Origin of the sequence: Isoptericola chiayiensis (assembly GCF_013149805.1) — a bacterium.
In the GTDB taxonomy this organism is placed as follows: Bacteria; Actinomycetota; Actinomycetes; order Actinomycetales; family Cellulomonadaceae; genus Isoptericola; species Isoptericola chiayiensis.
In genome coordinates this window covers 109,161-135,553 of record NZ_JABEZT010000007.1, presented here as the reverse complement: position 1 = coordinate 135,553, position 26,393 = coordinate 109,161, and the positions used below count along the sequence as shown (strand labels likewise).

23 protein-coding genes are annotated in these 26,393 nt (G+C 73.7%); 15 read left to right on the top strand and 8 right to left on the bottom strand.

Annotated elements, in window-relative coordinates:
- The 3 genes from HDG68_RS13110 to HDG68_RS13100 all read left to right on the top strand — a co-directional run bounded on the left by HDG68_RS13110 (position 1) and on the right by HDG68_RS13100 (position 8,415).
- Positions 1-993 (top strand): ABC transporter permease, encoded by a 993-nt coding sequence (locus tag HDG68_RS13110; RefSeq protein ID WP_172152798.1) that lies wholly within the window; start codon positions 1-3, stop codon positions 991-993.
- Between the two features lie 47 nt (positions 994-1,040).
- Complete coding sequence (locus HDG68_RS13105) at positions 1,041-2,531, top strand: aldehyde dehydrogenase family protein (protein WP_172152796.1); 1,491 nt, start codon at positions 1,041-1,043, stop codon at positions 2,529-2,531.
- A gap of 136 nt (positions 2,532-2,667) precedes the next feature.
- A complete protein-coding gene (locus HDG68_RS13100) occupies positions 2,668-8,415 on the top strand; it encodes a LamG-like jellyroll fold domain-containing protein (RefSeq protein ID WP_246253904.1) in 5,748 nt (1,915 codons plus the stop codon).
- A 67-nt stretch (positions 8,416-8,482) separates the two neighbouring features.
- Here HDG68_RS13100 and HDG68_RS13095 read toward each other — a convergent pair whose 3' ends face one another.
- Positions 8,483-8,707 (bottom strand): tautomerase family protein, encoded by a 225-nt coding sequence (locus HDG68_RS13095; protein WP_172152794.1) that lies wholly within the window; start codon positions 8,705-8,707, stop codon positions 8,483-8,485.
- Between the two features lie 179 nt (positions 8,708-8,886).
- On the opposite strand from HDG68_RS13095, the gene HDG68_RS13090 reads away from it, so the two are divergent.
- Together HDG68_RS13090 and HDG68_RS13085 are read left to right on the top strand one after the other, a co-directional pair.
- Positions 8,887-9,618: a YcnI family copper-binding membrane protein gene (locus HDG68_RS13090; RefSeq protein WP_172152792.1), complete on the top strand. Its 732-nt coding sequence runs from the start codon at positions 8,887-8,889 to the stop codon at positions 9,616-9,618.
- The gene (locus tag HDG68_RS13085; RefSeq protein ID WP_172152790.1) at positions 9,615-11,306 is read left to right on the top strand and encodes a CopD family protein; all 1,692 of its coding nucleotides are present in this window, start codon (positions 9,615-9,617) and stop codon (positions 11,304-11,306) included. The genes HDG68_RS13090 and HDG68_RS13085 overlap by 4 nt, the downstream gene beginning before the upstream one ends.
- A gap of 147 nt (positions 11,307-11,453) precedes the next feature.
- On the opposite strand, the gene HDG68_RS13080 is transcribed toward HDG68_RS13085, so the two are convergent.
- Positions 11,454-12,509 (bottom strand): TIGR03560 family F420-dependent LLM class oxidoreductase, encoded by a 1,056-nt coding sequence (locus HDG68_RS13080; protein WP_172152788.1) that lies wholly within the window; start codon positions 12,507-12,509, stop codon positions 11,454-11,456.
- 57 nt (positions 12,510-12,566) lie between these two features.
- Between HDG68_RS13080 and HDG68_RS13075 the strand changes: the two genes are divergently transcribed.
- Positions 12,567-14,096: an NAD(P)H-hydrate epimerase gene (locus HDG68_RS13075; protein ID WP_172152786.1), complete on the top strand. Its 1,530-nt coding sequence runs from the start codon at positions 12,567-12,569 to the stop codon at positions 14,094-14,096.
- Positions 14,097-14,121: 25 nt separating this feature from the next.
- Positions 14,122-14,682 carry a GNAT family N-acetyltransferase gene (locus HDG68_RS13070; protein ID WP_172152784.1) on the top strand — a complete coding sequence of 187 codons (561 nt, stop codon included), beginning with the start codon at positions 14,122-14,124 and terminating at the stop codon, positions 14,680-14,682.
- Here the strand turns inward: HDG68_RS13070 and HDG68_RS13065 are convergent.
- Genes HDG68_RS13065 through HDG68_RS13055 form a run of 3 tightly spaced genes read right to left on the bottom strand, consistent with a single transcriptional unit; the run spans position 14,613 to position 16,574 of the window.
- A complete protein-coding gene (locus tag HDG68_RS13065) occupies positions 14,613-15,095 on the bottom strand; it encodes a glutathione peroxidase (RefSeq protein ID WP_172152782.1) in 483 nt (160 codons plus the stop codon). The two genes, HDG68_RS13070 and HDG68_RS13065, sit on opposite strands and share 70 nt — an antisense overlap.
- An 8-nt stretch (positions 15,096-15,103) precedes the next feature.
- Positions 15,104-15,943: a cytochrome c biogenesis protein CcdA gene (locus tag HDG68_RS13060; RefSeq protein ID WP_172152780.1), complete on the bottom strand. Its 840-nt coding sequence runs from the start codon at positions 15,941-15,943 to the stop codon at positions 15,104-15,106.
- Between the two features lies 1 nt (position 15,944).
- Positions 15,945-16,574 carry a TlpA family protein disulfide reductase gene (locus HDG68_RS13055; protein ID WP_172152778.1) on the bottom strand — a complete coding sequence of 210 codons (630 nt, stop codon included), beginning with the start codon at positions 16,572-16,574 and terminating at the stop codon, positions 15,945-15,947.
- Positions 16,575-16,664: 90 nt separating this feature from the next.
- On the opposite strand from HDG68_RS13055, the gene HDG68_RS13050 reads away from it, so the two are divergent.
- The 6 genes from HDG68_RS13050 to HDG68_RS13025 are packed head-to-tail and all read left to right on the top strand — an operon-like array spanning position 16,665 to position 21,574.
- The gene (locus HDG68_RS13050; protein WP_172152776.1) at positions 16,665-17,666 is read left to right on the top strand and encodes a pseudouridine synthase; all 1,002 of its coding nucleotides are present in this window, start codon (positions 16,665-16,667) and stop codon (positions 17,664-17,666) included.
- Between the two features lie 13 nt (positions 17,667-17,679).
- Entirely contained in the window at positions 17,680-18,894 is a 1,215-nt protein-coding gene (gene alr / locus HDG68_RS13045) for an alanine racemase (protein ID WP_172152774.1), read from the top strand.
- Positions 18,891-19,433, top strand: coding sequence for a tRNA (adenosine(37)-N6)-threonylcarbamoyltransferase complex ATPase subunit type 1 TsaE (gene tsaE / locus HDG68_RS13040; RefSeq protein WP_172152772.1), 543 nt, complete (start codon positions 18,891-18,893; stop codon positions 19,431-19,433). Before alr ends, tsaE begins: the two co-directional genes overlap by 4 nt.
- A gap of 10 nt (positions 19,434-19,443) precedes the next feature.
- Positions 19,444-20,175 (top strand): tRNA (adenosine(37)-N6)-threonylcarbamoyltransferase complex dimerization subunit type 1 TsaB, encoded by a 732-nt coding sequence (gene tsaB / locus HDG68_RS13035; RefSeq protein WP_172152770.1) that lies wholly within the window; start codon positions 19,444-19,446, stop codon positions 20,173-20,175.
- Positions 20,172-20,699, top strand: coding sequence for a ribosomal protein S18-alanine N-acetyltransferase (rimI, locus tag HDG68_RS13030; RefSeq protein WP_172152768.1), 528 nt, complete (start codon positions 20,172-20,174; stop codon positions 20,697-20,699). Before tsaB ends, rimI begins: the two co-directional genes overlap by 4 nt.
- Positions 20,696-21,574, top strand: coding sequence for a rhodanese-like domain-containing protein (locus HDG68_RS13025; RefSeq protein WP_172152766.1), 879 nt, complete (start codon positions 20,696-20,698; stop codon positions 21,572-21,574). The genes rimI and HDG68_RS13025 overlap by 4 nt, the downstream gene beginning before the upstream one ends.
- Before the next feature lie 39 nt (positions 21,575-21,613).
- On the opposite strand, the gene HDG68_RS13020 is transcribed toward HDG68_RS13025, so the two are convergent.
- Positions 21,614-22,234 carry a malonic semialdehyde reductase gene (locus HDG68_RS13020; protein WP_172152764.1) on the bottom strand — a complete coding sequence of 207 codons (621 nt, stop codon included), beginning with the start codon at positions 22,232-22,234 and terminating at the stop codon, positions 21,614-21,616.
- A gap of 86 nt (positions 22,235-22,320) precedes the next feature.
- Between HDG68_RS13020 and tsaD the strand changes: the two genes are divergently transcribed.
- The gene (gene tsaD / locus HDG68_RS13015) at positions 22,321-23,364 is read left to right on the top strand and encodes a tRNA (adenosine(37)-N6)-threonylcarbamoyltransferase complex transferase subunit TsaD (RefSeq protein WP_172152762.1); all 1,044 of its coding nucleotides are present in this window, start codon (positions 22,321-22,323) and stop codon (positions 23,362-23,364) included.
- Here tsaD and HDG68_RS13010 read toward each other — a convergent pair.
- Positions 23,361-24,542 carry a glutamate--cysteine ligase gene (locus tag HDG68_RS13010; protein ID WP_172152760.1) on the bottom strand — a complete coding sequence of 394 codons (1,182 nt, stop codon included), beginning with the start codon at positions 24,540-24,542 and terminating at the stop codon, positions 23,361-23,363. The genes tsaD and HDG68_RS13010 overlap by 4 nt on opposite strands.
- Positions 24,543-24,630: 88 nt before the next feature.
- Entirely contained in the window at positions 24,631-25,863 is a 1,233-nt protein-coding gene (locus HDG68_RS13005; RefSeq protein WP_172152758.1) for a class I SAM-dependent methyltransferase, read from the bottom strand.
- A gap of 190 nt (positions 25,864-26,053) precedes the next feature.
- On the opposite strand from HDG68_RS13005, the gene groES reads away from it, so the two are divergent.
- On the top strand, positions 26,054-26,350 hold the full coding sequence (gene groES, locus HDG68_RS13000) for a co-chaperone GroES (RefSeq protein WP_172152756.1): 297 nt from the start codon (positions 26,054-26,056) through the stop codon (positions 26,348-26,350).
- Positions 26,351-26,393 lie beyond the last annotated feature (43 nt).

The following is a 26,393-nucleotide window of genomic DNA, read 5'->3' as shown; positions in this document are numbered from 1 at the left end:
ATGTCCACCCCTGTCGTCACCAAGCCTGCTCCGGACGCGGCGACGGTCGCCCGCCCCACCGTCGGGCAGCGCCTCACGGCCTTCATGCCGGTGATCGCGCTCGTGGTCCTGCTCGCGGCCCTGACCGTCGCCGACCCGAGCTTCCTCACCCAGAGCAGCCTGACCGCCGTCGTCCGGACCGCGGCACCTCTCGTCGTGCTGGCCGCCGGGGCCACGCTCGTGGTCCTGTGCGGCGGCATCGACCTCTCGATCGCCGCGCTCTGCTCGCTCGGCACCGTCCTGTTCGCCATGTGGCTGCCGGACCTCGGTGGGCTCACCCTCCTGGCGGTCGTCGCGGCCACCGGCGCCATCGGCGCGCTGCAGGGTCTCGCCCACGTGTTCCTGCGCATCCCGTCGTTCATCGTGACCCTCGGCGGCATGAGCATCTTCGGCGCCGTGGCCCTGGTGATCTCCGACGCCGGCCCGATCCGGGTGGTGGACCGGGAGGCCACCCACTGGCTCACGCTCTACCTCGCGGGCGTGCTGCCGATGGCGTTCGTCGTCGCGCTGCTCGTCGTGGCCGTCGTCTGGACCGTCCAGCGCTTCACCCCGCTGGACTCCTGGATCCGGGCCACCGGGTACTCCGAGTCCGCGGCACGGCTGGCCAGCGCGCCCGTCGACCGGGTGAAGGTCGCCGCGTTCACGGTCTCCGGCGCCTGCGCAGGCCTCGCCGCCGTCATGCTCGTCTCACGCAACTTCAGCGGCAGCCCGACGATGGCCGACAACCTGCTGCTGCCCGCCGTGGCAGCCATCGTGGTCGGCGGCACGGCCATCACCGGTGGCCACGGCTCGCTCTGGCGCAGCCTCGCCGGTGCGCTCGTCGTGACGCTGCTCCGGGTCGGCCTGCCGATCGTCGGCGTGCCGTCGGCCTACGAGCAGATCCTCTACGGCGCGATCATCGTCGCCGCCGTCGCGCTCACCCTCGACCGGTCCAAGCTGCTCATCATCAAATGACCGTGTCTCACCGACCGCACCCGAACCCCACCACGGAAAGGCCCCTCATGTCCGAGAGCTCCCTGCTCCTGCCCGCCGTCTCCTCGTTCCTGTCGTCGTCCAAGCAGCTCCTCATCGACGGCGAGTGGGTCGACGCGAAGGACGGCCGGACGTTCGCCACGGTGAACCCGGCGACCGAGGAGACCCTCGTCGAGGTCTCCCGCGCCTCCGCCGTCGACGCCGACCGTGCCGTCGTCGCGGCACGTCACGCCTTCGACGAGAAGTCCGCCTGGTCACGGACGAGTCCCCGCGAACGCTCGCACCTGCTGTGGCGCATCGGCGACATGATCGAGGAGCGCACCGAGGAGTTCGCGCAGCTCGAGTCGCTGGACAACGGCAAGAGCCTCGCCTCGGCCCGCGGCGACGTCGGTGTGGCGGCGGAGCTGTTCCGCTACTTCGCCGGTTGGGCCACCAAGATGGAGGGCACCTCGATCCCGATGTCGGTGCCCGGCAAGGAGTTCCACGCCTACACGCGCCGCGAGGCGATCGGCGTGGTGGCCGGGATCGTGCCCTGGAACTTCCCGCTGACCATGGCCTGCTTCAAGGTCGTCCCGGCGATCACCGCGGGCAACACCGTGGTGCTCAAGCCCGCCGAGCAGACGCCGTTGACGGCGCTGCGTCTCGGCGAGCTGCTCCTCGAGGCGGGCGTCCCGGCCGGTGTGGTCAACGTCCTTCCCGGCTACGGCGACGCCGGCGCGGCGCTCGTCGACCACGCCGGCGTCGACAAGGTCGCCTTCACCGGCAGCACGGAGGTCGGCAAGAAGATCGCCGCCGGCGCCTCCGCGAGCCTCAAGAAGGTCTCGCTCGAGCTCGGCGGCAAGGCGCCCAACATCGTCTTCGCCGACGCCGACCTGGACGCCGCGATCGCCGGTGCGGCGCTCGCCGGCTACTTCAACGAAGGCCAGTGCTGCGTCAACGGCTCGCGCCTCTACGTCCAGCGCAGCGTCTTCGACGAGGTCGTCGAGGGCGTCGCGGCGGCGGCTCGGGCGATCACGGTCGGTGACGCGTTCGACCCGGCCACCACCATGGGGCCGCTGGTCTCGGCCGAGCAGCACGAGAAGGTCATGGGCTACGTCCGCGGCGCGGTGGCGGACGGCGCCACCCTCAGCGCCGGCAGCCCCGACGCGGCGGCCGACCGCGGCTACTTCTTCTCCCCGACGCTCATCACCGACGTCACCGAGCAGATGGCGGTCCAGACCGACGAGATCTTCGGTCCGGTGATCACCGCGATCCCGTTCGACACCGAGGACGAGGTCGTCGCCGCGGCGAACAACACCGTGTACGGCCTGGCGGCCGGTGTGTGGTCGAAGGATCTCGGCACCGCGCACCGGGTCGGCGGCCGCCTCCGGGCCGGCACCGTCTGGCTCAACACCTGGCATGCGGACGACGTCACGCTCCCGCGGGGCGGATACAAGCAGTCCGGCTGGGGCCGCGAGCTCGGCTCCTTCGGCCTCGACGACTACACGGAGCTCAAGACGGTGATCGCCGAGCTCCGGTGAGCCTGCTCCGCCCGCACCGACGCGGGCGGAGGAGCCGCAGCAGTACCCGACACGGCCTGGACGGCCGGTCCCCGATCCGGGACCGGTCGCCCGGTCCGCCGTCGTGCCCGACAACAGTTGCGAAAGGGATTCGACGATGAACCTGTTCCGCAGATCGGACCGGCCGCGCCGTGCGCGCCGGAGGCTCCGGGCGCCCGCGCGCCTGGTGGCCATGGCGGCCGCCGTGTCGGTGGCCGCACCCCTGGCCGGCGGCCTCGCCGCCGGCCCCGCCGCGGCAGCACCCGGCTCCGTCGACGACGGCGAGCTGCAGGTCCTGCTGTTCTACAAGCCCAACTTCCACGCCTCGAACGTCCAGGCCCGCGAGGCCGTGCGAGACCTCGCCACGCAGCTGGGGACCGAGTACGACCAGCCGGTCGACATCGAGGAGACCGACGACCCGGCCGCCTTCACCACCGAGAACCTGGCGACGAAGGACGCGGTCGTCTTCGCCCAGACGGGCGGCGTGCTGTTCGACGTCGCGCAGCGAGCCGCGCTGGAGGACTACATCCGCGGCGGCGGCGGGTACATGGGCCTGCACTACGCCGGATGGTCGGTCGGGCAGAGCGAGCACGACGTCAACCCGTTCTACGCCCGGCTCGTCGGCGCGGTGTCCGAGGGGCACCCCGAGAACCCGGCGGTGCGCGCCGGCGACGTGTCCGTCAAGGACACCGGGCACCCGCTGACGCAGGGCGTCCCGGCCGAGTTCACGCGCAGCGACGAGTGGTACGACTGGCTGGTCAACCCCGCCCAGGACGTCCGGGTGCTGCTCGAGGTCGACGAGACCTCGTACGGCATGGGCAACCACGGCACCAGCCACCCGGTCACGTGGTGCCAGGAGATCGACGGAGGTCGCTCCTGGTACACCGGGATGGGGCACGAGGGCACGGCCTACTCCGAGGCCCCGATGCTCGCGCAGATGGAGAAGGGGCTCGCGTATGCTGCCGGGCTCCTCGAGGCCGACTGCTCACCGCCGAGCAAGGCGGAGCAGGGGTCGTGGAGCGACATCACCCCGTGGCCTCTGGTCCCGATCAACGCCTCGCTGACGGCGGACGGTCACGTCCAGTCCTTCGGCAGCGTGTCCTCGGGCTGCACGGACACCACGCCGTACGACTTCAGCGGGAACTCCTGCGTCACGCAGGGCGGCCAGATGGAGGTCGACGTCTGGGACCCCTCCGAGGACCGCACCGCGGAGAACGTCACGTCGGGCGTCATCCCGAACACGACGTACACGGACCTGTTCTGCTCGATGCAGGTGCAGATGCCGCACCGCCGGTCCACGTTCACCGTCGGTGGTGACGACGGACTGGGCGGCAACGCGCCCAACGACGCGGCGCTCGGCGTCACCAGCTACTCGACCAGCACGGGCCTGCACGACGAGGCCCCGATGAACTACCCCCGCTGGTACCCCACGGGCACCACGCTCCCGGACGGCTCCGTCGTCGTGCAGGGCGGCAGCCTGGAAGGTGGCCCCGGTGGTCCGGGGGTCCTGACCCCGGAGATCTACACCCCGGACGAGGGCAGCTCGTGGAAGCTGCTCGACGGCGCGACGAGCAGGGCCGCGTACGGCGACGGCGGCGACGGCACCGGTCCGGACGAGAACCGCTGGTGGTACCCGCGCGCCTTCGTGGCACCGGGCAACGGCAACGTCTTCAACATCACCGGCACGCAGATGTACGAGCTCGACCCCTCGGGCGACGGTGAGGTGATCCTCCGGGGCAGGCTGCCCGAGGACCTCGCGAACCAGGGCGAGCTCGGCAACCCGGTCGGCGCCACCTCCACCGCGACCATGTACCGCCCCGGCAAGATCCTGCAGGTCGGCGGCGGCTGGTGGGCCAACGGCGGCGGCCCGGCCGGCGCCCGTGCCGGCCTGACCATCGACATCACCGGCGGCACCGACGAACCGGTGGTCGAGGCCACCGAGCCGATGCAGTACTCGCGGCACTGGGCCACCTCCACGGTGCTGCCCGACGGCAACGTGATCGTGACCGGTGGGTCGCGCGACAACAACGGCAACGGCGGCTACGTCACCGCTGCCGAGATCTGGAACCCGGACAGCGGTGAGTGGACGACCGTCGACGTGCCCTACCAGCACGCCCGGCTCTACCATTCGACGGCGCTGCTCCTGCCTGACGGTCGCCTGATGGTGGGCGGTGGCGGCACGCCCGGCCCGCGCAACTACACCGACGTCGAGTTCTACTCCCCGGCATACCTCTTCGACGGGGACGAACCGGCCGAGCGTCCGGAGATCTCCGACGTCCCGGCGGAGGTCGGATACGACGGCACGTTCGAGGTGCAGTCCGACGGCGACGTCTCCCGCGTGACGCTGGTCCGCAACGGGTCGGTGACGCACGGGTTCAACAACGACCAGAACTTCCAGGACCTGGCGTTCGCCCAGGACGGGAGCACGCTCACCATCGAGACGCCGGTCGACGGCACCTACGCGCCCCCCGGTGCGTACATGCTGTTCGTCTTCGACGCGGACGGCACTCCGTCCGTGGCCGACATCGTCCAGATCGACCCGACGGTCGAGATGGATACCCGCGCCCCGGAGCTGGTCGACCAGCTCGAGTACCCGCGCCTGCCTGCCGAGTGGCGTTCCGCCAACCCGCCGGCCGTCGTGGACGTCGAGCCCGGCAACGGCCGGATGTCCCCCTGGGAGGTCGACAGCGAGGTCCAGCTGGTCCGCGCGGCCGCCCCGAGCCAGGGTGGCCTGGGCCGGACCGGCTACCACCTGGGCGTGGGCACCGACGGCAGCATGACCCGCACGATCGAAGGTCTCGACCCGGGCCGTGAGTACCGCCTCTCCCTGCGGTACGCCCGGGACAGCCGGTCCGGCGGTGACGCACCGGGGACGGCCGACCTCTCGGTCGGGGACCTGTCCACGACGCTGAGCGCCGGAGCGGACCTCTCGTCGCAGGACGAGTTCGGCACGTACGTGGGGACCTTCGTGGCGGACGCCAGGTCGCAGGACCTGACCGTCGCCGCCGGGGACTCGGGTGCCGGCGTCATGATCGACGACCTCGTGGTCGTGGGCTCCGACCCGGGCCCGTCGGACCCGCCGGTGCGCTACGCGTTCGACGAGGGCTCCGGGGACACCGCCGTGAACTCCGGGACGGACCCGTCCGTCGGGGCCGCGACGCTCACGGGGGAGACCGGCTGGGGTGAGAACGGTGTCCTCGGGGGCGCCGTCGACCTCGGTGGCGGCTCGAACGCCAACGCCGTGGACCTGCCGGACGACCTGCTCCAGGGTGAGGAGGACTTCACCACCTCGTTCTGGGTGCGGCCCGACGCGAAGTCGGACTGGATCGGCCTGTTCCACATCGGTGACGGTCTCGGTGGGGACGGGAGCTTCTTCCAGATCCAGATGCAGACGGCCGCCGCCCCGGGAGGGACCGGCCTGGCCGCGACCTTCAAGGCGAAGGGCGATCCCGCCCAGGAACGCGTCTACGCCACGCCGACCCGGGACGTGGTGGCCGACGAGTGGAACCACGTCGCGTTCACGCGGCAGGGTGCGACCGGCACGCTGTACCTGAACGGTGAGCCCGTCGCGTCGCGCGACGACCTGACGATCGACATGACCGACGTCGGGCCGACGTCGAACAACTGGCTGGGACGCAACGGTTTCCCGGACCCGGCGTACGACGGTCTGATGGACGACGTGCGCGTCTACACCTCGACGCTCACCGATGTCGACGTCGCGGCCCTGCACGCCGCGGGGACCGAGCTCGCGACGACCACCACCGTCACGGTCGAGCCCTCGTCGCCGTCTCCGTTCGGCGAGCCGGTCGCGGTCGCTGCCGAGGTCGTCGATACGGCCGACGGGGCGCCGACGGGCGTCGCCGAGCTCTGGGTCGACGGGTCCCGCATCGGCGGGCAGGTGGACGTGGCCGACGGTGCGGTGCGGTTCACCGACGTGGCGCTCTCGCCGGGCGACCACGAGGTGGAGGTCCGGTTCCTGGCCGACGACGGGTGGCGGGACTCCGCGCAGACCGTGGAGCACACGGTCGAGCGGCCGCCGCCCGGCGAGGGCACGCCGATCCACTACGCCTTCGACGAGGGTGAGGGGCCGACCGCGGCCAACACCGGGCTCGACGGCTCGGTCGGGGCGGCCACGCTCTCGGGCGCGGCCGGCTGGACGGCGGACGGTCGTTTCGGCGCGGCGCTCGACCTCCCGGGCGGAGCCGCCGGGACGGGCAACCAGGTCGAGCTGCCGGACGACATCGAGGCGGGTCTCGACGACCAGTTCAGCATCTCGGTGTGGGCCAGGCCCGAGGCGCTGCCCACGTGGGTGCCGCTCGTGCAGATCGGCAGCAGCACGGACACGTTCTTCCTGCTGCAGTCCAACACCCAGACGAACGGCGCCACCGGCTTCGCCGCGACGTTCAAGGCGCCCGGCACCCCGGGCAGCGCGCAGGAACGCCTGGTGCTGGGTCAGGGCAACGACCTGCCGCTCGACGAGTGGACGCACGTCGTCTTCACGCAGAGCGGCTCGGTGGGGAGGATCTACTTCGACGGCGAGCTCCAGGCCACGAGGGACGACTTCACCCTGGACATCGGGGACGTCGGTGTCGGGGGCCGGACGACGACGAACCTCATCGGCGGCACCAGCTGGCCGGACGGTCGCTGGAACGGTCAGGTCGACGAGTTCCGGATGTTCGGCTACGAGCTGACCGCCGAGCAGGTGGGCGAGCTCTTCGACGGGCCGGCCGTCAACGAGGCCCCGGTCGGCGCTGCCGACGCCTACGGGGCCGTGGAGGACGAGCCGTTGACGGTGGAGGCGCCGGGGCTCCTCGGCAACGACACCGATGCGGACGGCGACGACCTGACGGCGACCGGGCTGGTCCAGCCGGCGCACGGACAGGTCGCCCTGGAGGCGGACGGATCCTTCACGTACACGCCCGAGAGCGGGTTCGCGGGGATCGACACGTTCACCTACCGGGCGTCGGACGGCGTCGCGACGTCGGAGGCGACCACGGTGACGATCACCGTGGAGGAGGCCGACCAGCCTCCGGTCAACACGCCGCCGGTCGCCGGCGACGACGCCTATGCCGCGGTGGGTGGCGAACCGCTGACGATCCCGGCACCCGGGGTCCTGGCGAACGACAGCGACGAGGACGGCAACGTCCTCACCGCGACGGGCGTGACGCAGCCGGCCAACGGTGAGGTCACGCTGGAGGCGGACGGTTCCTTCACCTACGTGGCCGACGACGGGTTCTCCGGCAAGGACGAGTTCGCCTACCGGGCCGACGACGGGGAGGCCCGGTCCCAGCCGGCCACGGTGACCATCACGGTGAAGTCGCCGGCGGTCACCGCGGTGGCCGGGGTGGCCCTGCCGATCACCTACGGCACGGCGGGCACGGTCTCGGTGGCGGTGTCGCCCGACACGGCCACCGGCATCGTCAAGCTGAAGCACGACGGCAGCACGCTCGCCAGGGCCAGGGTTGCGGACGGTCGGGGGACCCTGGTCCTCCCGGTCGGTGCGCTGCCGCCAGGGTCCCACGAGCTCGTCCTGCGATACAGGGGCGACGCCGACCACCAGCCCTCCCGTTCGACGGTCAGGGTCGAGGTGGAGAAGGTGGTGCCCACCCTCGAGATCTCGGCGACGAAGGCGCCGAAGAAGCAGGCGGTGGTCGACGTGCTCCTCACCGCGGCGCACGACGTACCGGTGACCGGGGAGGTGCGGATCGCCGTCGAGGGCGGCGGGACGTACGTCGGCACGGTCGACGACGGGCATGCCGTCTTCGAGGTTCCGCGATCGACGGGGCGCGAGCTGAACCTGACGGCGTCGTACTCCGGCAGCGACCTCGCGCTGCCCGCACAGGTCAGGGTGACGGTACGCGTCTAGCCAGGACGCCGCGTGGGCCCGGAGGAGCTTTCCTCCGGGCCCACGCGGCGTCGCGGTCGGTCGTCTCTCAGTCGTCGGCCAGCGACGCGACCACGCCGGCGCGGCTGTCGTCCTCGCTGGCGAGCACGCCGCCGTTGGCGACGATGTCGGGGGTGATCTCGCTGAAGACCATCCGGACGTCCTGGCGGCGGGCGCCCAGGATCTCCACGGCATGGTCGGCGACGGCCCGGGCGAAGTCACGGCGCTGTTCGAGGGTGCGGCCTCGCAGCAGCTCGACGGTGATGTTGGGCATGTTGTCCTCTCGTGGCGACCGCTTCCCAGGTTCACGGAAGCGACCTTGATTCAGTGACATGAACCACCGTACGCGTAGGGGAGCGTTGCGTCCATCATTTCGATCCAAGTTCACACTCTTGACAAGCGGGGCGCCGCCTGATGGTGTGGGCGCCACGACGTCGAAGTCAGGAGTCTCCGATGCACCGCAGCACCAGCGACCACCGCGCCGCACTGCCGCGCCGCGCCGCACTGTCCGCCCTTGCCGCCGCAGGCCTCGTGGCCGCGCTACCGACGTCCGCGCTGGCCCACGTGACCGTCACGCCGTCGACCTCCGGCGCGGGCGAGACGGCCGTCCTCCGTGTCCAGATCCCGCACGGTTGCGACGGGTCGGCAACGACAGCGATCACCATCCGCATCCCCGACGGCGTGACGGACGTCGACGCGGCCGGCACGCAGCGGTGGACGGTGGAGCAGACGGGCGAGAGCCTCACCTACGCCACGGACGAACCCCTACCCGACGCCGTGACGGCCGAGGTCGAGTTCACCGTGCGACTCCCCGACGAGGAGGGCGCGACGCTCGTGTTCCCGGTCGTCCAGGAGTGCGAGCAGGGCGAGGTGGCGTGGACCGAGGTCGCCGAGCCCGGTCAGGACCACGACTCGCTCGACAAGCCCGCGCCGGTCGTCGTCGTGACCGCTGCCGACGGCGACCCGGCCGATGCCGAGCACGACCACAACGAGCACGCCGAGTCCGAGCACGCCGAGACTGTGAGCCCCCAGACCGAGACGCCCGCCGCGGCCGGCGGCGCCGACGCCACCGCCGCGACCGACGACCCGAGCAACCCGCTGATGGTCTACGGCGCGACCGGCGCCGCCGTCGTCGGCGCCCTGGCGATCGTCGCGGTCATGATCCGACGCCGCGGACACCGGTGAACCCTCGGCGCGCGGGACGGCGAGCAGGACTCTGGTGCCTCCTGCTGGCCGTCGTCGGCGCACTCGTCCTGGGACCGGCCGGCAGCTCCGTCGCCCACGCCACGCTCCTGAGCACCGACCCGGTCGAGGGAGCGGTGCTCGACGTCGCTCCCGAGCGGGTCACGTTCACCTTCGACGAGTCGGTGATCGGCGTCCCGGCCGGGATCAAGGTGTTCGACGCGACCGGGACGGAGGTGGCGTCGTCGGCCTCGGTGAGCGCGTCGCAGCTCTTCGTCGACATCGACGAGGAGGTCTCCGACGGCACGCTCGTGGTGCTCTGGCGGCTCGTCTCGGAGGACGGACACCCGATCGGCGGTTCCTTGACCTTCTCCGTGGGTGCCCCCAGCGACGTGGTGACGGTCCCGAGCGCGGGTGCGGAGGTCGACGACTCGGCTCCCGTCGTGCTCAGCCTGGTCCGCGGGGTCGGATACCTGGGCCTCCTCGTGGCCGCCGGCACGGCAACCTTCGCGGTCCTCTTCCTTCCGCGTGACCGCCGCGGCGACGGTGCGCGCTCCCGGCTCCGTCCCGTGGTCCCCGTCGCGGCGGCGGTCGCGGCGGTCGGCTGGCTTGCGGCCGTCCCGCTGATCGCGCTGTACCAGCTCGGCGCGCCGCTGTCGGCACTCGCCGAGCCGTCCACCTGGACGGTCCTCGCGCCGTCGGAGTACTTCGTGCCGGCCGTGGTGGTTGCCGGGCTCATCCTCGCGGTGCGGTCGCTCCCGCGGGGAGGGGCGCCCGACAGGAAGCACGTCGTCGGGGTCCTCGTCGGCGCCGGCACCGCCGTCGTCGCGCCGGCGTTCACCGGCCACACGCGAGCCGCCACGCCCGAGGCGCTGGTGATCCTCGTGGACGTGCTCCACGTCGGGGCGGGAGCCCTGTGGCTGGGCGGCGTGGTCGCGCTCGCCCTCGTCCTCGGCGACCTGACCCGTGACGACACGGGCGCCGTCGTGCTCGCCCGCTTCTCGACGTGGGCCGCCGCAGCGCTGGCCGTGCTGGTCGTCGCAGGAACGTTCCTGGCCTGGCGCGTGGCCGAGACCTGGGAGGCGCTCCTGGGGACCGGCTACGGTCCGATCCTCCTGGTCAAGGTCCTCGCCGCACTCGTGGCGATCGCCGTCGCCACCTGGAACCGCCTTGTCCTGGTGCCGCGCCTGCGTGCCGCCACCCGACGGCGCGACCGGCGTGCGCCGTCGACCCTCCTGATCCGCGCCACGCGCGCCGAGGCGGGCGTCCTGGTCGCGGTCCTGCTGGTCACGGGCTTCCTGGTCGACCGCAGCCCGGAGCCGAGCGGCGACCTCACGGCCGGGGCGGTGTCGTCGCAGGGCGCTTCGGAGCAGGTCCTGCTGGACGACGTCCGGGCAGAGGTCGGTCTGGACCCGGTGGCCATCGGGCCGGCGACGGTCTCCGTCGCGATGACCGACGCCGCCGGCGAGCCGGTGGAGGGGTACGACGCGCCACGACTGAGCCTCCGGTCGGAGGGCGTCGACCTCGGCGAGGTCCCCGTGAGGTCGCTGGGCCCCGGCGTCTACGCCGGGGACGTGGTGCTGCCGACCGCCGGGGAGTGGACGGTCCAGGTCTCCCTGCGCACCACCGAGTTCGACAACCCCGTGCGGACGGTCACCTTCGTGGTGCCCGGCCCGGGCAGCCGCCCCTGACGCGCGCCGAGATACCGCTCCGTCGCCGAGATACCGGACGGTCGACGTCGACGACGGCGACGCACCGGTATCTGAGCGACGCACCGGTATCTCGGCGCAGCGCGGGGGGTGGTCTCGAGGGCCGGGCCCGGACGGGAGCGCGGGTCGTCAGCCCTGGAGCTCGGGGATGACCTGCCGCTGGAACAGCTCGATCTGCTCGCGGTCGCCGACGGCGTTCGCGAAGTAGGTGATCGCGTACGTCATGCCCCGCTCCTCCAGGTTGCGGAGGGTCTCCACGATCTGCTCAGGGGTGCCTACCAGCGGGCCGTTGCGCCAGTTCGCGATCTCGCGTTCGCCCGGCTCGCCCGGCGCGTGGCGCGAGAAGTGGGACTCCACCCAGGCGAGCTTGTCGTCGATCTCGGCCTGGTTCTCGCCGATCACCACGTTGTAGTTGGCCGACCGGGTGATCGCCCCGAAGTCCGTGCCCACGTCGGCGCAGTGCTGCTCGAGGATCCGCGACTTGTGGTCGAAGCCCTCCGGATCGCCCGAGAAGTTCGTGTACTGGGCGTGCTGCGCCGCGATGCGCAGCGTCTTCTTCTCCCCGCCGCCGGCGATCCACAGCGGGATGCTGGGCACCTTCGCGCCGCCGTCACCGACCGGGAGCTGCTGCAGCGGCTGCGGGTAGCACAGCGCGCCGTCCACCTGGTAGCGCTCGCCGTCGAAACGTCCCGAGGACCCCGTGCGCCACATGTTCGCCATGATCTGCACGCCCTCGTCCAGGGCCCGCAGCCGCTCGCCCGCGCGCGGGAAGCCGTAGCCGTACGCCCGCCACTCGTGCTCGTACCATCCGGCGCCGATCCCCATCTCGACGCGGCCGCCGGAGATCGTGTCCACGGTCGAGGCGACCTTGGCGAGGTAGGTCGGTTCGCGGTAGGCCATGCACGTGCACATCTGGCCCAGGCGGACCCGCTGGGAGGCTGCCGCGAAGGCGGCCATCAGGGACCAGGCCTCGTGGGTGGCCTCGGTGCTGGGCACGGGCACGGTGTGGAAGTGGTCGTAGACCCACACCGACTCCCAGGCGAACTCGCCGCCCGGGACGGCCTCGCCGGCGGCGGCGTTGTCGGCGTAGTGGAGGAGAGACAGCATCGTCTCCCAGTGCTGCTCCGGCGGGACGTCCGTCAGTGACATCCGCCAGCCCTGCGGGATGAAGAGTCCGAATCGCATGACTGAGAGCCTATGCCTGACGCTGCACCGGCGCGCACCTCGCGGGAGGATGCGGGGATGATCTCCGCCTGGTCCGTCGCCGACGTCCGTGCCGCCGAGGAACCGCTGCTCGCCGCCGGGGTCCCCTTGATGGACCGGGCGGCGTTCGCCCTGGCCACCCAGGTCCTGGCCGACCTGCGCGCGCGACGCCGGTCGGTGCGTGGCTCCCGGGTGTCCGTCCTGGCCGGGGCCGGCAACAACGGGGGCGACGCCCTGTTCGCGGGAGCCGTGCTGGCCCGTCGCGGCGTGGCGGTCCGGGCGGTGCTCACCTCGGACCGGGTGCACGACGGCGGCCTGGCCGCGCTGCGGGCGGCCGGCGGGCGGGTCGTGGATCTCGCCGCCGCGCCGGAGCGGGTGCGGGACGTGGCTGCGGAGGTCTCCCGGGACGACGTCGTGCTCGACGGACTGGTCGGGATCGGCGCGTCGGGGGCGCTGCGCGGCCGGGCCGCCGAGCTCGTCACCGCCCTCGGCGAGGGGCCGTGGGTCGTCGCCGTCGACACCCCCTCGGGCATCGGGGTCGACGACGGGACCGTCCCCGGCCCGGTGCTCGCCGCCGACCGCACGGTCACGTTCGGGGCCGCGAAGCCCGGCCTGCTCCTGCCGCCCGCCGCGCACCTGGTCGGCGACCTCACCGTGGTCGACATCGGCCTGACCCTCACCGGACCACCTGCCGTGCGCCGCCTGGAGCCCTCGGACGTCGCCGGCACCTGGCCCGTGCCGGGCGCGGAGGACCACAAGTACACCCGCGGTGTGGTCGGCCTCGTCGCCGGCACGGCCACGTTCCCGGGGGCCGCCGTGCTCGCGGCCTCCGCCGCCGTGCGCACCGGGGCCGGGATGGTCCGCTACCGCGGCCCGGACGCCGTCGCCCGCACGGTGCTGGCCGCGCGGCCCGAGGTCGTCACCGCTCCCGGCCGGGTCCAGTCGTGGGTGATCGGTCCGGGCGTGCCGCCCACCGCCGACGACGCCGACGACGGTCAGCTCGACCGCGGGCGTGCCGGGCTGGCGGCGGCCCGCGGGGAACTCGCCGGGCTGTCGCGCGGGCCGGTGCCCGCCGTCGTGGACGCGGGCGGGCTCAGCTTCGTCGCCGAGTCCTGCCCGCCGTGGTTCGTGCTGACCCCGCACGCCGGAGAGCTGCGCACCGTGCTGCGCCGCCACGGCGAGGACGTCCACCGCGCCGACGTCGAGGCTGCGCCGCTGACCTGGGCCCGCCGCGCGCACGAGCTGACCGGGGCGACCATCCTGCTGAAGGGGGCCGTGACCGTGGTGGTGGGCGACGGCGTCACCTACGCCCAGGCGGACGCCCCCGCCTGGCTGTCCACCGCCGGTGCGGGGGACGTCCTGGCCGGCATCCTCGGCACCATGCTGGCCGGCCGGTCCGCCGAGGTGGTCGAGGACCCGGCGCTCGCCGCCGAGGTCGCCGCGGGTGCCGCCGTCGTGCACGGCCTGGCCGCCGAACGTGCCGACCCGGGCGGCCCGGTCGCCGCGCTCGACGTGGCCGAGGCCGTGCCGGGCACCGTGGCGGAGCTGCTCGCCTCGCGCGGGGCGTGATCCGGACCGTGACAGGATCGTCCGCATGGACCCCGTGCCGCGTGCGACGACGGGCGGCGGCCTCGCGGTCCGGACGGCCACGGTCGAGGACCTGGCCGCCATCGAGCGCGTCGACGCCGCCGCGGACCGGTCCGCCACCGCGGACGCGGTGCGGGCCGCGGTGCTCGACCCGCAGCGGCTCGTCGTCGTCGCCGAGGTCGACGGTGCGGTGGTCGGCTGGGCCAAGACGCACCTGTTCGCCCGCCCCGACGGCCCGGCGCCGGCAGGGCACTACCTCGGCGGGGTGACGGTCCACCCGGCCTGGCGACGGCGCGGGCTCGGTGCGGCGTTGACGGAGGCGCGGCTGGACTGGCTCGGCGAGCGCACCGACCGGGTGCACTACGTCGTCAACGCCGCCAACTCGGCCTCGATCGCGCTGCACCGCCGCTGGGGGTTCCAGGAGGTCGCGCGGGCGCCGTCGTTCCACCGCGTCCCGTTCGCCGGCGGCCTGGGGCTGCTGCTGACCGCGCGCCTGCCTCAGCGCGGCAGGTGCGACTCGATGACCTCGACGATCGCGGGGTCGTCCGGCACCGTCTTGGGTGAGTAGCGGCGGACCTCGCCGCCGGGCAGCACGAGGAACTTCTCGAAGTTCCACCGGATCCGTCCGTCGTGACCGTCGGCGTCCGGCGTCCTCGTCAGCTCCTGGTAGAGCGGGTGGGCCTTCTTGCCGTTCACCTTGACCTTGGACACCACGGGGAACGTCACGCCGTAGGTGGCCGAGCAGAACTCGGCGATCTTGTCGTCGGTGGACAGCTCCTGCAGGAACTGGTTGCTGGGGAACCCGACCACGGTGAACCCGCGCTCGGCGTACCGCTTCTGCAGGTCCTCCAGCGCCGAGTACTGCGGCGTCAGGCCGCAGCGCGATGCGACGTTGACGACCATCACCACGTCGTCGCGGTGCTCGGCCAGCGTCGCGGTCGTGCCGTCCATCCGGTCGAACGGGATCTCGTAGATGTCCATGCCGCCCATCATGCCCTGCGGCGACGCCACCAGGTCAGGCCCAGCGTGGCACCGGCGACCGCGACCAGGACGGCAAGCAGCCCGACCCAGCCCAGACCCTCGGCCGTGGCGGCCAGCCAGCGCTGGACGGCGGCGGCGCCCTCGACCACGGGGTCGGTGCCCGCGCCGCCGTACAGCACGCGCAGCTCCCAGAACCCGTACCAGGCGACGTACAGCCCGGCGATCAGCAGGATGGCGCCGCCGACGCGGGCGAGCACCGGACCGGCGCTGCGGGCGCGGCCCACGACGCCGGCTCCCGCGACCGCGACGACGACGGCGGCCGTGCCGACCAGCAGCGCCATGCCGGCTGCGTAGGTGGCGAACAGGGCGACGCCCTGACCGATCGACCCGGCCCGGAACGCCGTGACGACGACGGCGAGGAACGGTGCGATGGTGCACGTCAGCGACGCCAGGGCGTACGAGGCGCCGAACCCGACGACGGACCACCAGCGGTCCGTCAGCGGCCGCCCCGACCCGGTGCGCAGGACGCGCAGGCCCGGCAGCTCGCGTCCGGCCACGACCCAGATGCCGGCCGCGGCCAGCACGACGCCGAGCACCAGCGTGAAGACCGGCAGCCAGCGCTGGACCGAGCTGGCCACCGGCGCCACCACGAGCCCGAACGTGCCGAACACGGCCACGAACCCCAGGGTGAGCGCCGCCGTCGAGCGCAGCGCACGCCCGACGGCGGCGGCCCGGCCGTCGTCGGGCCGCACCAGGGTGGCGAGGTAGGCGGGCAGCAGCGCGAACCCGCAGGGGTTCACCGCCGCGACCAGGCCCGCACCGAGGGCGAGCGCGAATCCCTCGCCCACGTCAGCCCGCGAGGTCGGCGACGGTCGCGTCGAGCTCGTCCGCGGGCACCGAGCCCTCGAGCACGACCTCGCCGGCGTCGTCCAGCACCACGAACGTGGACTGCTGCGTCATGCCGAAGTGCTGCCAGACCTCGCCCGCGTCGTCCACCAGGTGGGTGGGCCCGGCGATGTCGCTCTGCGCCATGGCGCTGATGGCCTCGGCGTCGTCGAGACCGCCGACCGCCACGACCGACACGTCGTCTCCGTAGGTCTCGGACAGCGCGGTCACCGCGGGGATCTGCGCCCGGCAGGTGGGGCACCACGGCGCCCAGAACCACAGCACGGCCGGCGAGCCGGCGAGCTCGGCGCCGGAGAACTCCTCGCCGTCGAGCGTGGTGGCCGTGAAGTCGTAGACGGCAGCCAGGTCCTCGTCGGCCGCGTCGTCCGCCATGGCGTCGTCCTCGTGGTCCTCCGCCATGTCCTCCTCGGGTTCGTCGGACATGTCGTCGGACATGTCGTCCGACGTCTCGTCCATCGGCTCCTCGGACGCCGTCATGGTGTCCGCGGCCGGCTCGGTCTCGGCGGCGCAGCCGGCGACGAGCAGCAGGGTCAGGGTCGCGGCGGCCGTCGCCGCACCTCGTGTGGTTCGCATGCCTCCAGTCTGCGTCGGCGCGGGCCGCGAACCCAGGGTGCGACGCCTTACGGAGTCGTGACGGCGGGTCCCGGGACGGACAATGGAGCCATGCCGTCCCCGCGCAAGCACGTCCCCCCGCTGCCCGTGCGCGACGGCCTCAACCCCACCCGGCTGGTGCTCCCGCACGACCCGGCCTCGGTGGCCCGTCACGCCACGGCGGCCGGATACCTGCTGGAACGGTTCCCCGACGACGCGGTCCGCCTGCGCGCGAAGATCGCCGCCGGCGAGGTCGTGACCGGCGACGGCACGCCGGTCGACGCCGGCACGCCCTACGCGCCGCGCGGGTTCCTGTACCTGTACCGGGACCCGCCGTCCGACGAGCCGGAGGTCCCCGAGCTCGCCGACCTGGAGATCCTGCACCGGGACGACGAACTCCTCGTGGTCGACAAGCCGCACCGCGTGGCCACCATGCCGCGCGGACGCTGGGTGACGCGCACGGTGCTCACGCACCTGCGGCGCGAGCTCGACCTGCCCGACCTGGTGCCGGCGCACCGCCTCGACCGACCCACCGCCGGGGTCCTCGTGCTCACCGTCCGCCCCGAGGTGCGCGGCGCGTACCAGCTCGTCTTCCAGGAGCGCCGGGTGCGCAAGGTCTACGAGGCCGTCGCCCCGCTGCGGGACGGCGCCGGGGCCGACGTCGGTGCCACGGACGGAGCGGCGGACGACGACGGAGCGCCCGGCTTCCCGCGCACCGTGCGGTCGCGCATCGTCAAGCGCCGCGGGTCGGTCCGCGCCGAGGAGGTCCCCGGCGAGTCCAACGCGGAGTCGTGGATCGACCTCGTCGCCCGCGACGACGCACGCGGCCTGGGTCTGTACCGCCTCGAGCCCCGCACCGGCAGGACGCACCAGCTCCGCCTCCACATGGCGGGCCTCGGGCTGCCGCTGGTCGGTGACCCGTTCTGGCCCGAGGTGCTGCCCGACGGCGCCGAGGACTCCGGGACCCCGCTGCAGCTCCTCGCCCGCACGGTGTCGTTCGCCGACCCGCTGACCGGCGAGCCCCGCACCTTCACCTCCCGGCGCCGTCTCGCCGGATGGCCGGCCGCCCGGTGAGAGAATCGCGACCGTGACGCTCCCGCCCTTCCCCGACGGCGTGCCCGCCCGCGCCGTCGTCGACCTCGACGCCATCAGCGACAACGTCCGTGCCCTGCGCGAGCACGCGCCGTCGTCGGACCTCATGGCCGTGGTGAAGGCCGACGGGTACGGCCACGGGATGCTCCCGGCCGCCCGCGCGGCGCTCGCGGGCGGGGCGACGTGGCTCGGGGTGGCCACGGCCGCCGAGGCGCTGGCGCTGCGCGCGGGGCTGGGGCAGCACGTCCCGGTGCTCGTGTGGCTGCTGACGCCCGGCGCACCGTTCGCTGACCTCGTGGCCGCCGACGTGGACGTCACGGTGGCGGCCCCCTGGGCGGTCGACGAGGTCGCCGCCGGGGCGCGGGCCGCCGGCCGGGTCGCGCGCGTGCACCTCAAGGTGGACACCGGGCTGTCCCGCAACGGGGTCGCCACGGGGGACCTGGGGGCCGTCGTCGAACGGCTGGCCGCGCTCGAGGCGTCCGGCGAGGTGCGCGTCGTCGGGGTGTTCTCCCACCTGGCGTGCGCCGACGAGCCCGACCACCCCTCGATCGCCCGGCAGGCCACGGCGTTCGACGCCGCGCTCGGCGTCGTCGAGGCGGCCGGGCTGCGGCCCGAGGTGCGCCACCTGGCCAACTCGGCGGCCACGCTGACCCTGCCCGACCTGCACCACGACCTGGTCCGCCCCGGCATCTCCGTCTACGGCAACTCACCCGGCCCGCTGCTCGGCCCGCCCGGTCGGTACGGCCTGCGCCCCGCGATGACGTTCCAGGCGCGGCTGGCGAGCGTCAAGCAGGTGGCCGCCGGCGAGGGCGTCTCCTACGGCCACCTGTACACGACGACGCAGGACACCACCGTGGGCCTCGTGCCCGTCGGGTACGGCGACGGCGTGCCGCGGCACGGCTCCGGCGGCTCGGCGGGCCCGGGCGGTCCCATCGCCGTCGGCCCGCCCGCGGCGCGTCGGGTGCTGCGCGTGGCCGGTCGCGTGTGCATGGACCAGCTCGTCCTCGACCTGGGTCCCGGCGCGACCGACAGCCCCGGCGACGTCGTCACCCTGTTCGGGGCGTCCGACGGCGTCCCGCACGGCGCCGACGTGCCCAACGCGCAGGACTGGGCCGACGCCGCCGGCACCATCAGCTACGAGATCGTCACCCGGCTGGCCGGCCGGGTGGTCCGCCAGTACGTCCCGACCGAAGGAGAGGGAGCATCGTGAGCGACGTCGTCCGCACGGACCTGCCGGAGGCCGAGGACACCAGGGCGCTGGGTGCCTCGCTCGCCGCGGTGCTGCGCGCCGGTGACCTGGTGATCCTCACCGGTGACCTCGGCGCCGGGAAGACCACGCTGACGCAGGGGCTCGGCGAGGCGCTGGGGGTGCGCGGCCAGGTCGCCTCGCCGACGTTCATCGTGGCGCGCGAGCACCCGCCGCTGCCGCGCCCGGACGGCACGACGGGCCCGGCCCTGGTGCACGTGGACGCCTACCGGCTCGGTGACCTCGGTGAGCTCGACGCCCTCGACCTGGACTCGTCGCTGGACGAGTCGGTCACGGTCGTCGAGTGGGGGCGTGGGCTGGCCGAGGCGCTGACCGAGGACCGCCTCGAGATCGACCTGGAGCGGCCGCGGGGCGGCGAGGTGGCCCTCGACCACCCGGACGCCGGCGTCCGCCGCGTCACGCTGCGGGGCGTGGGGGACCGGTGGGCCGCCGTCGACCTGGCCCGAATCGTCGCGGGGCAGGCAGCCCGCGGCGAGCCGTAGGCTGGGAACCGTGGCCGTTCTCGCACTCGACACCTCCGCAGCCGTCGCCGTCGCCCTGACCGACGACGAAGGCGGTCGGCTCGCCGTCCGCACCGCCGACGAGCGGCGCCGGCACGCCGAGTCCCTCGCCCCGATGATCGCCGAGGTCCTCGCCGAGGCCGGCGTCGACCGCACGGACCTGACCGCCGTCGTCGGCGGGACCGGCCCGGCCCCGTTCACCGGCCTGCGCGTCGGGCTGGTCACGGCGCGGACCCTGGCGCTCAGCCTCGGCGTCCCGGCGCTCGGCGTGCCCAGCATCGACGCCGTCGCCGTCCAGGCGGTCGCGGACCTCGGCCTCGACCCGGGCGACGAGGTCCTCGTCGCGACCGACGCCCGGCGCAAGGAGGTGTACTGGGGGCGGTACCGCGTCGTCGCGCACGAGGGTCCGCACGGACTGCCCGTCGTGCAGACCCTGCACGGTCCGCAGGTCGCCCGGCCGGCCGACGTCGCGACCGAGGCGACGCCCGCTCCGGACGGTCGTCTCGTTGTCGTCGGGGAGGGGGCCGAGCTGTACGCCGAGCACCTCGCGGCGGACGAGGACGCGCCGCTGCGACCCGACGCCGTGGTGCTGGCGCGTCTGGCGCTGGCCCGCCGCGCCGCGGGCGAGGAGCTGCCGACCGAGCCGCTGTACCTGCGCCGCCCCGACGTCCAGGAGCCCGCCGGCGCCAAGCGGGTGGTCCCCGCCACCGGGGGCACGGCATGAGCGACGACCCTCTGCAGGTGCGGATGCGGCCGCTGGCCAGCAGCGACTTCGACCGGGTGCTCGAGCTCGAGCGAGAGCTCTTCGGGCCGGGGGCGTGGACCTACGGGATGCTCGCCGACGAGCTCGCCGGCCTCGGCAGGTGGTACGTGGTGGCCGAGCCCGACGGGATCGACGCCCTGCGCTACGGGTTCGGCGCACGCCCGGTGATCGGCTACGCCGGACTGTGGTTCGACGGCGACGTCGCCCAGGTGATGACGCTCGGCACGGCCCGGGAGTACCAGGGTCGCGGCGTCGGGCGGGCGCTGCTGCAGGCGCTGGTGGACCGCAGCCGGCAGCTCCGCGCGACGTCGCTGCTGCTGGAGGTGGCGACGGACAACGAGCACGCGCTGGCGCTGTACGCGTCGTTCGGGTTCGAGCGCCTCGGGATCCGCAAGCGCTACTACCAGCCGGAGGACAAGGACGCGTACACGATGCGGATGGACCTGAGGGCGTCGACCACCGGCGGGCACGGGGACGCGGCGTGACGGACGGGTCGCCGTCGGCCCGGGACGCGGTGCTGGTCGACGCCGCGACGCTGGCGGCAGACCTGCAGCTCGGCGGGCTCGACGACCCCGCGGGCGGGGCCCCGGTGCTGCTGGACGTGCGGTGGGCGCTCGGACGCTCCGACGGCCGGGACCGCTACGAGGAGGGACACCTTCCGGGCGCGGTGTACGTAGACCTGGACACGGAGCTGGCGGCGGCGCCGGACCCGGCCGAGGGCCGGCACCCGCTGCCCGGGGCGGCCGCCTTCCAGGCCGCCGCCCGCGGGTGGGGCGTCTGTACAGATTCCCGCGTCGTCGTGTACGACGCCGTGGGCGGCACCTCGGCGGCGCGCGCGTGGTGGCTGCTGCGCTGGTTCGGGCACGACGCCGTACGCATCCTGGACGGCGGCCTCGACGCGTGGGTGCGCGGCGGGTTCCCCCTCGAGTCCGGTGCGACGCGGCGCGAGCGGGGGGACGTCGTCGTCCGTCCCGGGCACCTGCCGGTGCTCGACGCCGACGGCGCCGCCGACTGGACGGACGACGGCGGTGTCCTGCTGGACGCCCGGGCCGCGGAGCGCTACCGCGGCGAGGTCGAGCCGGTCGACCCCCGTGCGGGCCACGTGCCGGGTGCGGTCAGCGCGCCGACCACCGCGAACCTGTCCGACGACGGCACGTTCCGGTCCGCCGAGGAGCTGACGCGACGCTTCGCGGAGCTCGGTGCGACCGGACGGGCGCCGGTCGGCGTCTACTGCGGGTCCGGGGTCACCGCCGCCCACGAGGTCGCGGCGCTGGCCTCGATCGGCGTCGAGGCGGCGCTGTACCCCGGGTCGTGGTCGCAGTGGTCGAACGACCCGTCGCGGCCCGCGGCGACCGGCTGACCCGCCCGCCCGCAGCGCGGACGGGCCGCGACGCCGCGGTCAGAGGATCTCGGCGACCTGCTCGAAGCCGAGTCGCTTGCCGCGCGGGTGCGAGGACCCCTCGCCGTCGGCGATACCGACGTTGACCACCAGCAGCGACTTCCAGCCGGAGTCGGCGAAGAACTCGCCGTCGATGCCGTCGGCGTCCATGCCGTCCATCGGGCCGGTGGCCAGGCCGACCGCCCGCAGCGCCACGATCAGGTAGCCGGCCTGCAGCAACGCGTTCTTGCGGGCCATCTGCTCGCGCACATCGGTGGCCGGCGCCAGTTGCTCGCGAATGCCGGGATAGACCGGGAAGAGCTCGTCCAGGTGCTCGTGGAACGCCGGGTCGGCTGCCAGCACCAGGGAGACCGGGGCCGCCTCGACCTTCGGCTTGTTGCCCTCCGCCATGTGCGCCGACAGGCGCTGCTTCGCCTCGGGGGAGCGGACCACCAGCAGACGCAGGGGCAGCGTGTTCATCGCCGTCGGACCGAGCTTGGCCAGGTCCCAGGCCGCCTCGAGACGGGCGTCGGTGACCTCGTCGGTGGTCCACAGCGAGGTGGAACGGGCGTGGCGGAAGATGCGGTCCGCGGCCGCGTCGTCGATGGCGAGGGGCGCGGTCTCGAGAAGGGTGTCGGTCATGCCTGCCCCAACAGTTCGATGCGAACGGATGATTCCGGCGGCCGGCGTGACGTCGCTCACCGCCCGCTGGTGACAGAATGTGGGCCATGCCAGACCCCCTCGTGCTCGGTATCGAGACCTCCTGCGACGAGACCGGCGTCGCCCTCGTGCGCGGCGACACCCTCCTGTTCGACGCCGTGGCCAGCTCCATGGACGAGCACGCCCGGTACGGCGGGATCATCCCCGAGGTCGCCAGCCGCGCCCACCTCGAGGCCATGGTCCCCACCATCCGCCGCGCCCTCGGCGAGGCCGACGTCGACCTGTCCGAGGTCGACGCGATCGCCGTCACCGCCGGACCGGGGCTCGTCGGCCCGCTGACGATCGGCGCCAGCGCCGCCAAGGCCCTGTCGATCGGCCTGGACAAGCCGCTGTACGGGGTCAACCACATCATCGGGCACGCCGCGGTCAACCAGCTCGTGGACGGCCCCTTCACCGAACGGTCCATGGCGCTGGTCGTCTCCGGCGGGCACAGCTCGCTGCTGCTCGTGGACGACATCGCGACGGACGTCACCGAGCTCGGCTCCACGCTCGACGACGCCGCGGGCGAGGCGTTCGACAAGGTCGGCCGCCTGCTCGGGCTGCCCTACCCGGGCGGCCCCCACATCGACCGCCTCGCGCGCGAGGGCGACCCCGAGGCGATCCGCTTCCCGCGTGGCCTGACCGCCCGCAAGGACCAGGAGAAGCACGCCTACGACTTCAGCTTCTCCGGGCTCAAGACCGCGGTGGCCCGCTGGGTCGAGGCGTGCGAGGACTCCGGCAAGGAGGTGCCCGTCGCCGACGTCGCCGCCTCCTTCGCGGCCGCCGTCGTCGACGTCCTCACCGCCAAGACGATCGCCGCCTGCCGGGCGCACGACGTCGAGACGCTCGTGATCGGCGGCGGGTTCTCCGCCAACAGCCAGCTGCGCGAGCTGGCCGCCGCCCGGTGCGCCGAGGCCGGCATCGACCTGCGCATCCCGCCGATCCGCTACTGCACCGACAACGGGGCCATGATCGCCGCGCTCGGCTCCGCCGTCGTCCGCGCCGGGCTGCCGCCGTCGGACCTGGACATCGGGGTGGACTCCTCGATGCCGCTGACCACCGTCACGGTCTAGGTCGCCGCGCCGGCCGCGCCCCGGCCCAGCACGGCCGGGTCGAGCGGCCGACCCGCGTGCAGCTCGGCCACCAGCGCCCCGACCACGGCCTCCAGGCCGCGCTGCCCGCCGCCGTGCGCGGCCGCCACCGCCCGCTGTCGCTGGTAGGAGGCGCCGAGGCGCACGATGTCGCGGATCCCGTCGAGCTCGGCCGCGCAGCCGAGCCGTTCGGCCACCGGCGCCAGGTCGTCGAGCAGCCGGGGCAGCGCGTCGGTGATGAGCTCCTCGTTGCCGTCGGCGTCGAGGATGATGATGGCGTCCATCCCGTAGCGGGCGGCCCGCCACTTGTTCTCGTGGACGTACCAGCGCGGCATGACGGGGAGCGGGCGGCCCTCGTCGAGCAGGGTGGAGAAGTGCTCGACGAGGCAGTGCACCAGGGCGCCGAGGGCGGCCAGCTCGGCGACGTTGGAGGTGCCGTCGCAGATGCGCACCTCGACGGTGCCGAAGTGCGGGGCGGGCCGGATGTCCCAGCGCACCTCCGTGAAGTCGTCGATCACGCCCGTCTTGAGCATGTCGGCCACGTAGCGCTCCAGCTCGTCCCAGGCCGTGAACTGGTAGGGCAGGCCCGCCGTCGGCAGCTGCTGGAAGATCAGCGCCCGCATCGAGGCGTATCCCGTGTCGGCCGCGTCCCAGTAGGGCGACGACGCCGACAGGGCCTGCAGGTGGGCCACGTAGACCAGCAGGGAGCGCACGATCGGCAGCACCTTGTCGCGGTCCTCGATGCCCACGTGCATGTGCACGCCGTAGACCACCTGCTGGCGGCCCCACACCTGGGCGCGGTCGACGACGGTGGCGTACCGCTCCTTGTCGGTCACCTGCTGCTGGGACCAGGGGGCGAACGGGTGGGTGCCGGCGCCCATGAGCTCGGCGCGCATGGGCCGGATGACCTCCTGGACGCGCGCGACGCCGTTCTCCAGGTCGGCGATGGCGCCGGCGACGGTGTCGTTGACGTCGGAGACGATCTCGACGGTGTTGCGCAGGAACTCGGGTTTGACGTGCCGGGCCCGCGAGTCTGGACCGAGCTCGGTCATCACCGCGGGCGCCACCTGGCGCAGGATGCCCGAGTCGGCGTCGACCAGGGCGAGCTCCCACTCCAGGCCGACGCTCGACCGTCGGGAGGTCTCGAACTCCAGCACCATGGCGCCATGCTTCCACGGCCGGGCCGCGGTGCGCGCCCGGAAGAGTGCCTACCTGGCGAGATTCCTGCCTACCTCGCGCGGAAGTTGCCTACCTCGGCAAGGGGTCGACCACCAGCACGTGCTGGCGTCCCGCCACCCGGGTGAGCACGAGCGTCGCCTCGGCGTCCCCGCGCAGGGAGAGCTGGGCACGCAGCTGCTCGGGCGTGACGGCCGTCCCCCGCTTCTTGATCGTCACCCGGCCGACGTCCCGCTCGCGCAGGTAGGCCTTGAGCTTCTTGAGGCCGAACGGCATGACGTCCAGCACGCGGTACCCCGTGGCCAGCGGGGCGGTGCCCGACGGCGGTGCCGGGGCGGGGGAGTCGGTGGTGACGTAGGCGATGGTGCGGTCCACGAGCCGCCCACCGAGCTCGGCCGCGGCCGGCGCGACCAGCCCGGCGCGGATCACGGCGCCGTCCGGCTCGTAGAGGTAGGAGCCCACGGGGCCCACGTCGGGGACCTGGTCGTCCCCGGGCCGGCCGTGCAGCACCCGGGAGGACGCCGCCTGGTGCCCGTCGTCCTGCGTCTGCAGCAGCAGCGCGGACCGACCCGGCCCCTCGGGCGCCAGCGGCCCGAACCACAGGCCGGCCTCGACGACGTCGCCGTCGACGGAGACCCACTGCGTCTCGGCGTCCGCCGGCAGCCCCTGATGGGGGATGCCCGGACCGACCTTGATGCCGAGCGCGGGGACCTGGTCCCGCAGCGCCCACACGGCGTCGAGCGGGGGCGCGTAGGCCGCCGGGTCGAAGACCCGCTTGCCGCCGCGGGTGCGCCTTGCGGGGTCCGCGTAGAGGCCGTCCACCCCCTCGGCGACCAGGTCGAGGGTGAGGCCGTCGGTGTGCCGGACCTCGGCCTCGGGGAAGGCCCGCAGGTTCACGGTGGCCAGGGCGGCCGTGGCCTCGTCGACGTCGACCGCCAGGACGTCGAGCCCGACGCCGGCGAAGGCGAGGGCGTCGGCGCCGAGCCCGCAGGTCAGGTCGGCGACCTTGCCGACACCGGCACTCAGGTAGCGGCGGGCGTGCACGGCCGCCACGACCAGGCGGGTGGCCTGCTCGAGTCCGTGGGGGGTGAAGAGCATGCCCTCGGCGAACGGACCGAGCTTGGCGGCCGCCTTGGCACGCAGCCGGGACTGGGTCAGGGCGGCGGCGGCGAGGTCCGGGTCGACGCCCTCGGACCGCAGCCGTGTGGCCAGCGCCATCGCCCGGGACTCGTCGTAGGGCGGCAGGGCGTTCAGCAGCGCCCACCCCTCGGGGCTGAGCAGCTTGGTCAGGGAGGCCACGTCCATCGACCCATCGTCTCAGCCGACGGCAGGCCCCGGATCCGGTCGCCGCGCCCGGATCCTGGCACTCGACTTGTCAGAGTGCTAACGGCTGCCTAGATTTGGTCCCAGCGCACGCGCTGTGCCGGCACCCGCGACGACGGCCAGCTCCGGCGCGTCCCAGTCCAGCTAGTCATCGCGAACAAGGAGGTCCGACGTGTCGGTCCCCATCAAGCCGCTCGAGGACCGGATCGTCGTCAAGGCCGTCGAGGCCGAGACCACGACCGCTTCCGGCCTGGTCATCCCGGACACCGCCAAGGAGAAGCCCCAGGAGGGCGAGGTCCTCGCCGTGGGCGACGGCCGCTTCAACGACAAGGGCGAGCGTGTCCCGGTCGACGTGAAGGTCGGCGACAAGGTCATCTACAGCAAGTTCGGCGGCACCGAGGTCAAGTACGCCGGTGAGGACTACCTGGTCCTCTCGGCGCGCGACATCCTCGCCGTCGTCGTCGGCTGACGGTCCCTGACCGTCCGCTGACGAGGTTCTCCGGAGCCGCAGC

What these genes read in the sequence shown, in the direction of transcription:
- HDG68_RS13005 (WP_172152758.1), bottom strand. Translation starts at nt 25,863, where the DNA reads ATGGACGTGGCCTCCCTGACCAAGCTGCTCAGCCCCGAGGGGTGGGCG.
- HDG68_RS13090 (WP_172152792.1), top strand. Translation starts at nt 8,887, where the DNA reads ATGCACCGCAGCACCAGCGACCACCGCGCCGCACTGCCGCGCCGCGCC.
- rimI (WP_172152768.1), top strand. Translation starts at nt 20,172, where the DNA reads ATGAGCGACGACCCTCTGCAGGTGCGGATGCGGCCGCTGGCCAGCAGC.
- HDG68_RS13110 (WP_172152798.1), top strand. Translation starts at nt 1, where the DNA reads ATGTCCACCCCTGTCGTCACCAAGCCTGCTCCGGACGCGGCGACGGTC.
- HDG68_RS13080 (WP_172152788.1), bottom strand. Translation starts at nt 12,509, where the DNA reads ATGCGATTCGGACTCTTCATCCCGCAGGGCTGGCGGATGTCACTGACG.
- HDG68_RS13100 (WP_246253904.1), top strand. Translation starts at nt 2,668, where the DNA reads ATGAACCTGTTCCGCAGATCGGACCGGCCGCGCCGTGCGCGCCGGAGG.
- tsaD (WP_172152762.1), top strand. Translation starts at nt 22,321, where the DNA reads ATGCCAGACCCCCTCGTGCTCGGTATCGAGACCTCCTGCGACGAGACC.
- HDG68_RS13020 (WP_172152764.1), bottom strand. Translation starts at nt 22,234, where the DNA reads ATGACCGACACCCTTCTCGAGACCGCGCCCCTCGCCATCGACGACGCG.
- HDG68_RS13010 (WP_172152760.1), bottom strand. Translation starts at nt 24,542, where the DNA reads ATGGTGCTGGAGTTCGAGACCTCCCGACGGTCGAGCGTCGGCCTGGAG.
- HDG68_RS13095 (WP_172152794.1), bottom strand. Translation starts at nt 8,707, where the DNA reads ATGCCCAACATCACCGTCGAGCTGCTGCGAGGCCGCACCCTCGAACAG.
- HDG68_RS13070 (WP_172152784.1), top strand. Translation starts at nt 14,122, where the DNA reads ATGGACCCCGTGCCGCGTGCGACGACGGGCGGCGGCCTCGCGGTCCGG.
- HDG68_RS13050 (WP_172152776.1), top strand. Translation starts at nt 16,665, where the DNA reads ATGCCGTCCCCGCGCAAGCACGTCCCCCCGCTGCCCGTGCGCGACGGC.
- HDG68_RS13075 (WP_172152786.1), top strand. Translation starts at nt 12,567, where the DNA reads ATGATCTCCGCCTGGTCCGTCGCCGACGTCCGTGCCGCCGAGGAACCG.
- HDG68_RS13065 (WP_172152782.1), bottom strand. Translation starts at nt 15,095, where the DNA reads ATGGACATCTACGAGATCCCGTTCGACCGGATGGACGGCACGACCGCG.
- HDG68_RS13105 (WP_172152796.1), top strand. Translation starts at nt 1,041, where the DNA reads ATGTCCGAGAGCTCCCTGCTCCTGCCCGCCGTCTCCTCGTTCCTGTCG.
- HDG68_RS13055 (WP_172152778.1), bottom strand. Translation starts at nt 16,574, where the DNA reads ATGCGAACCACACGAGGTGCGGCGACGGCCGCCGCGACCCTGACCCTG.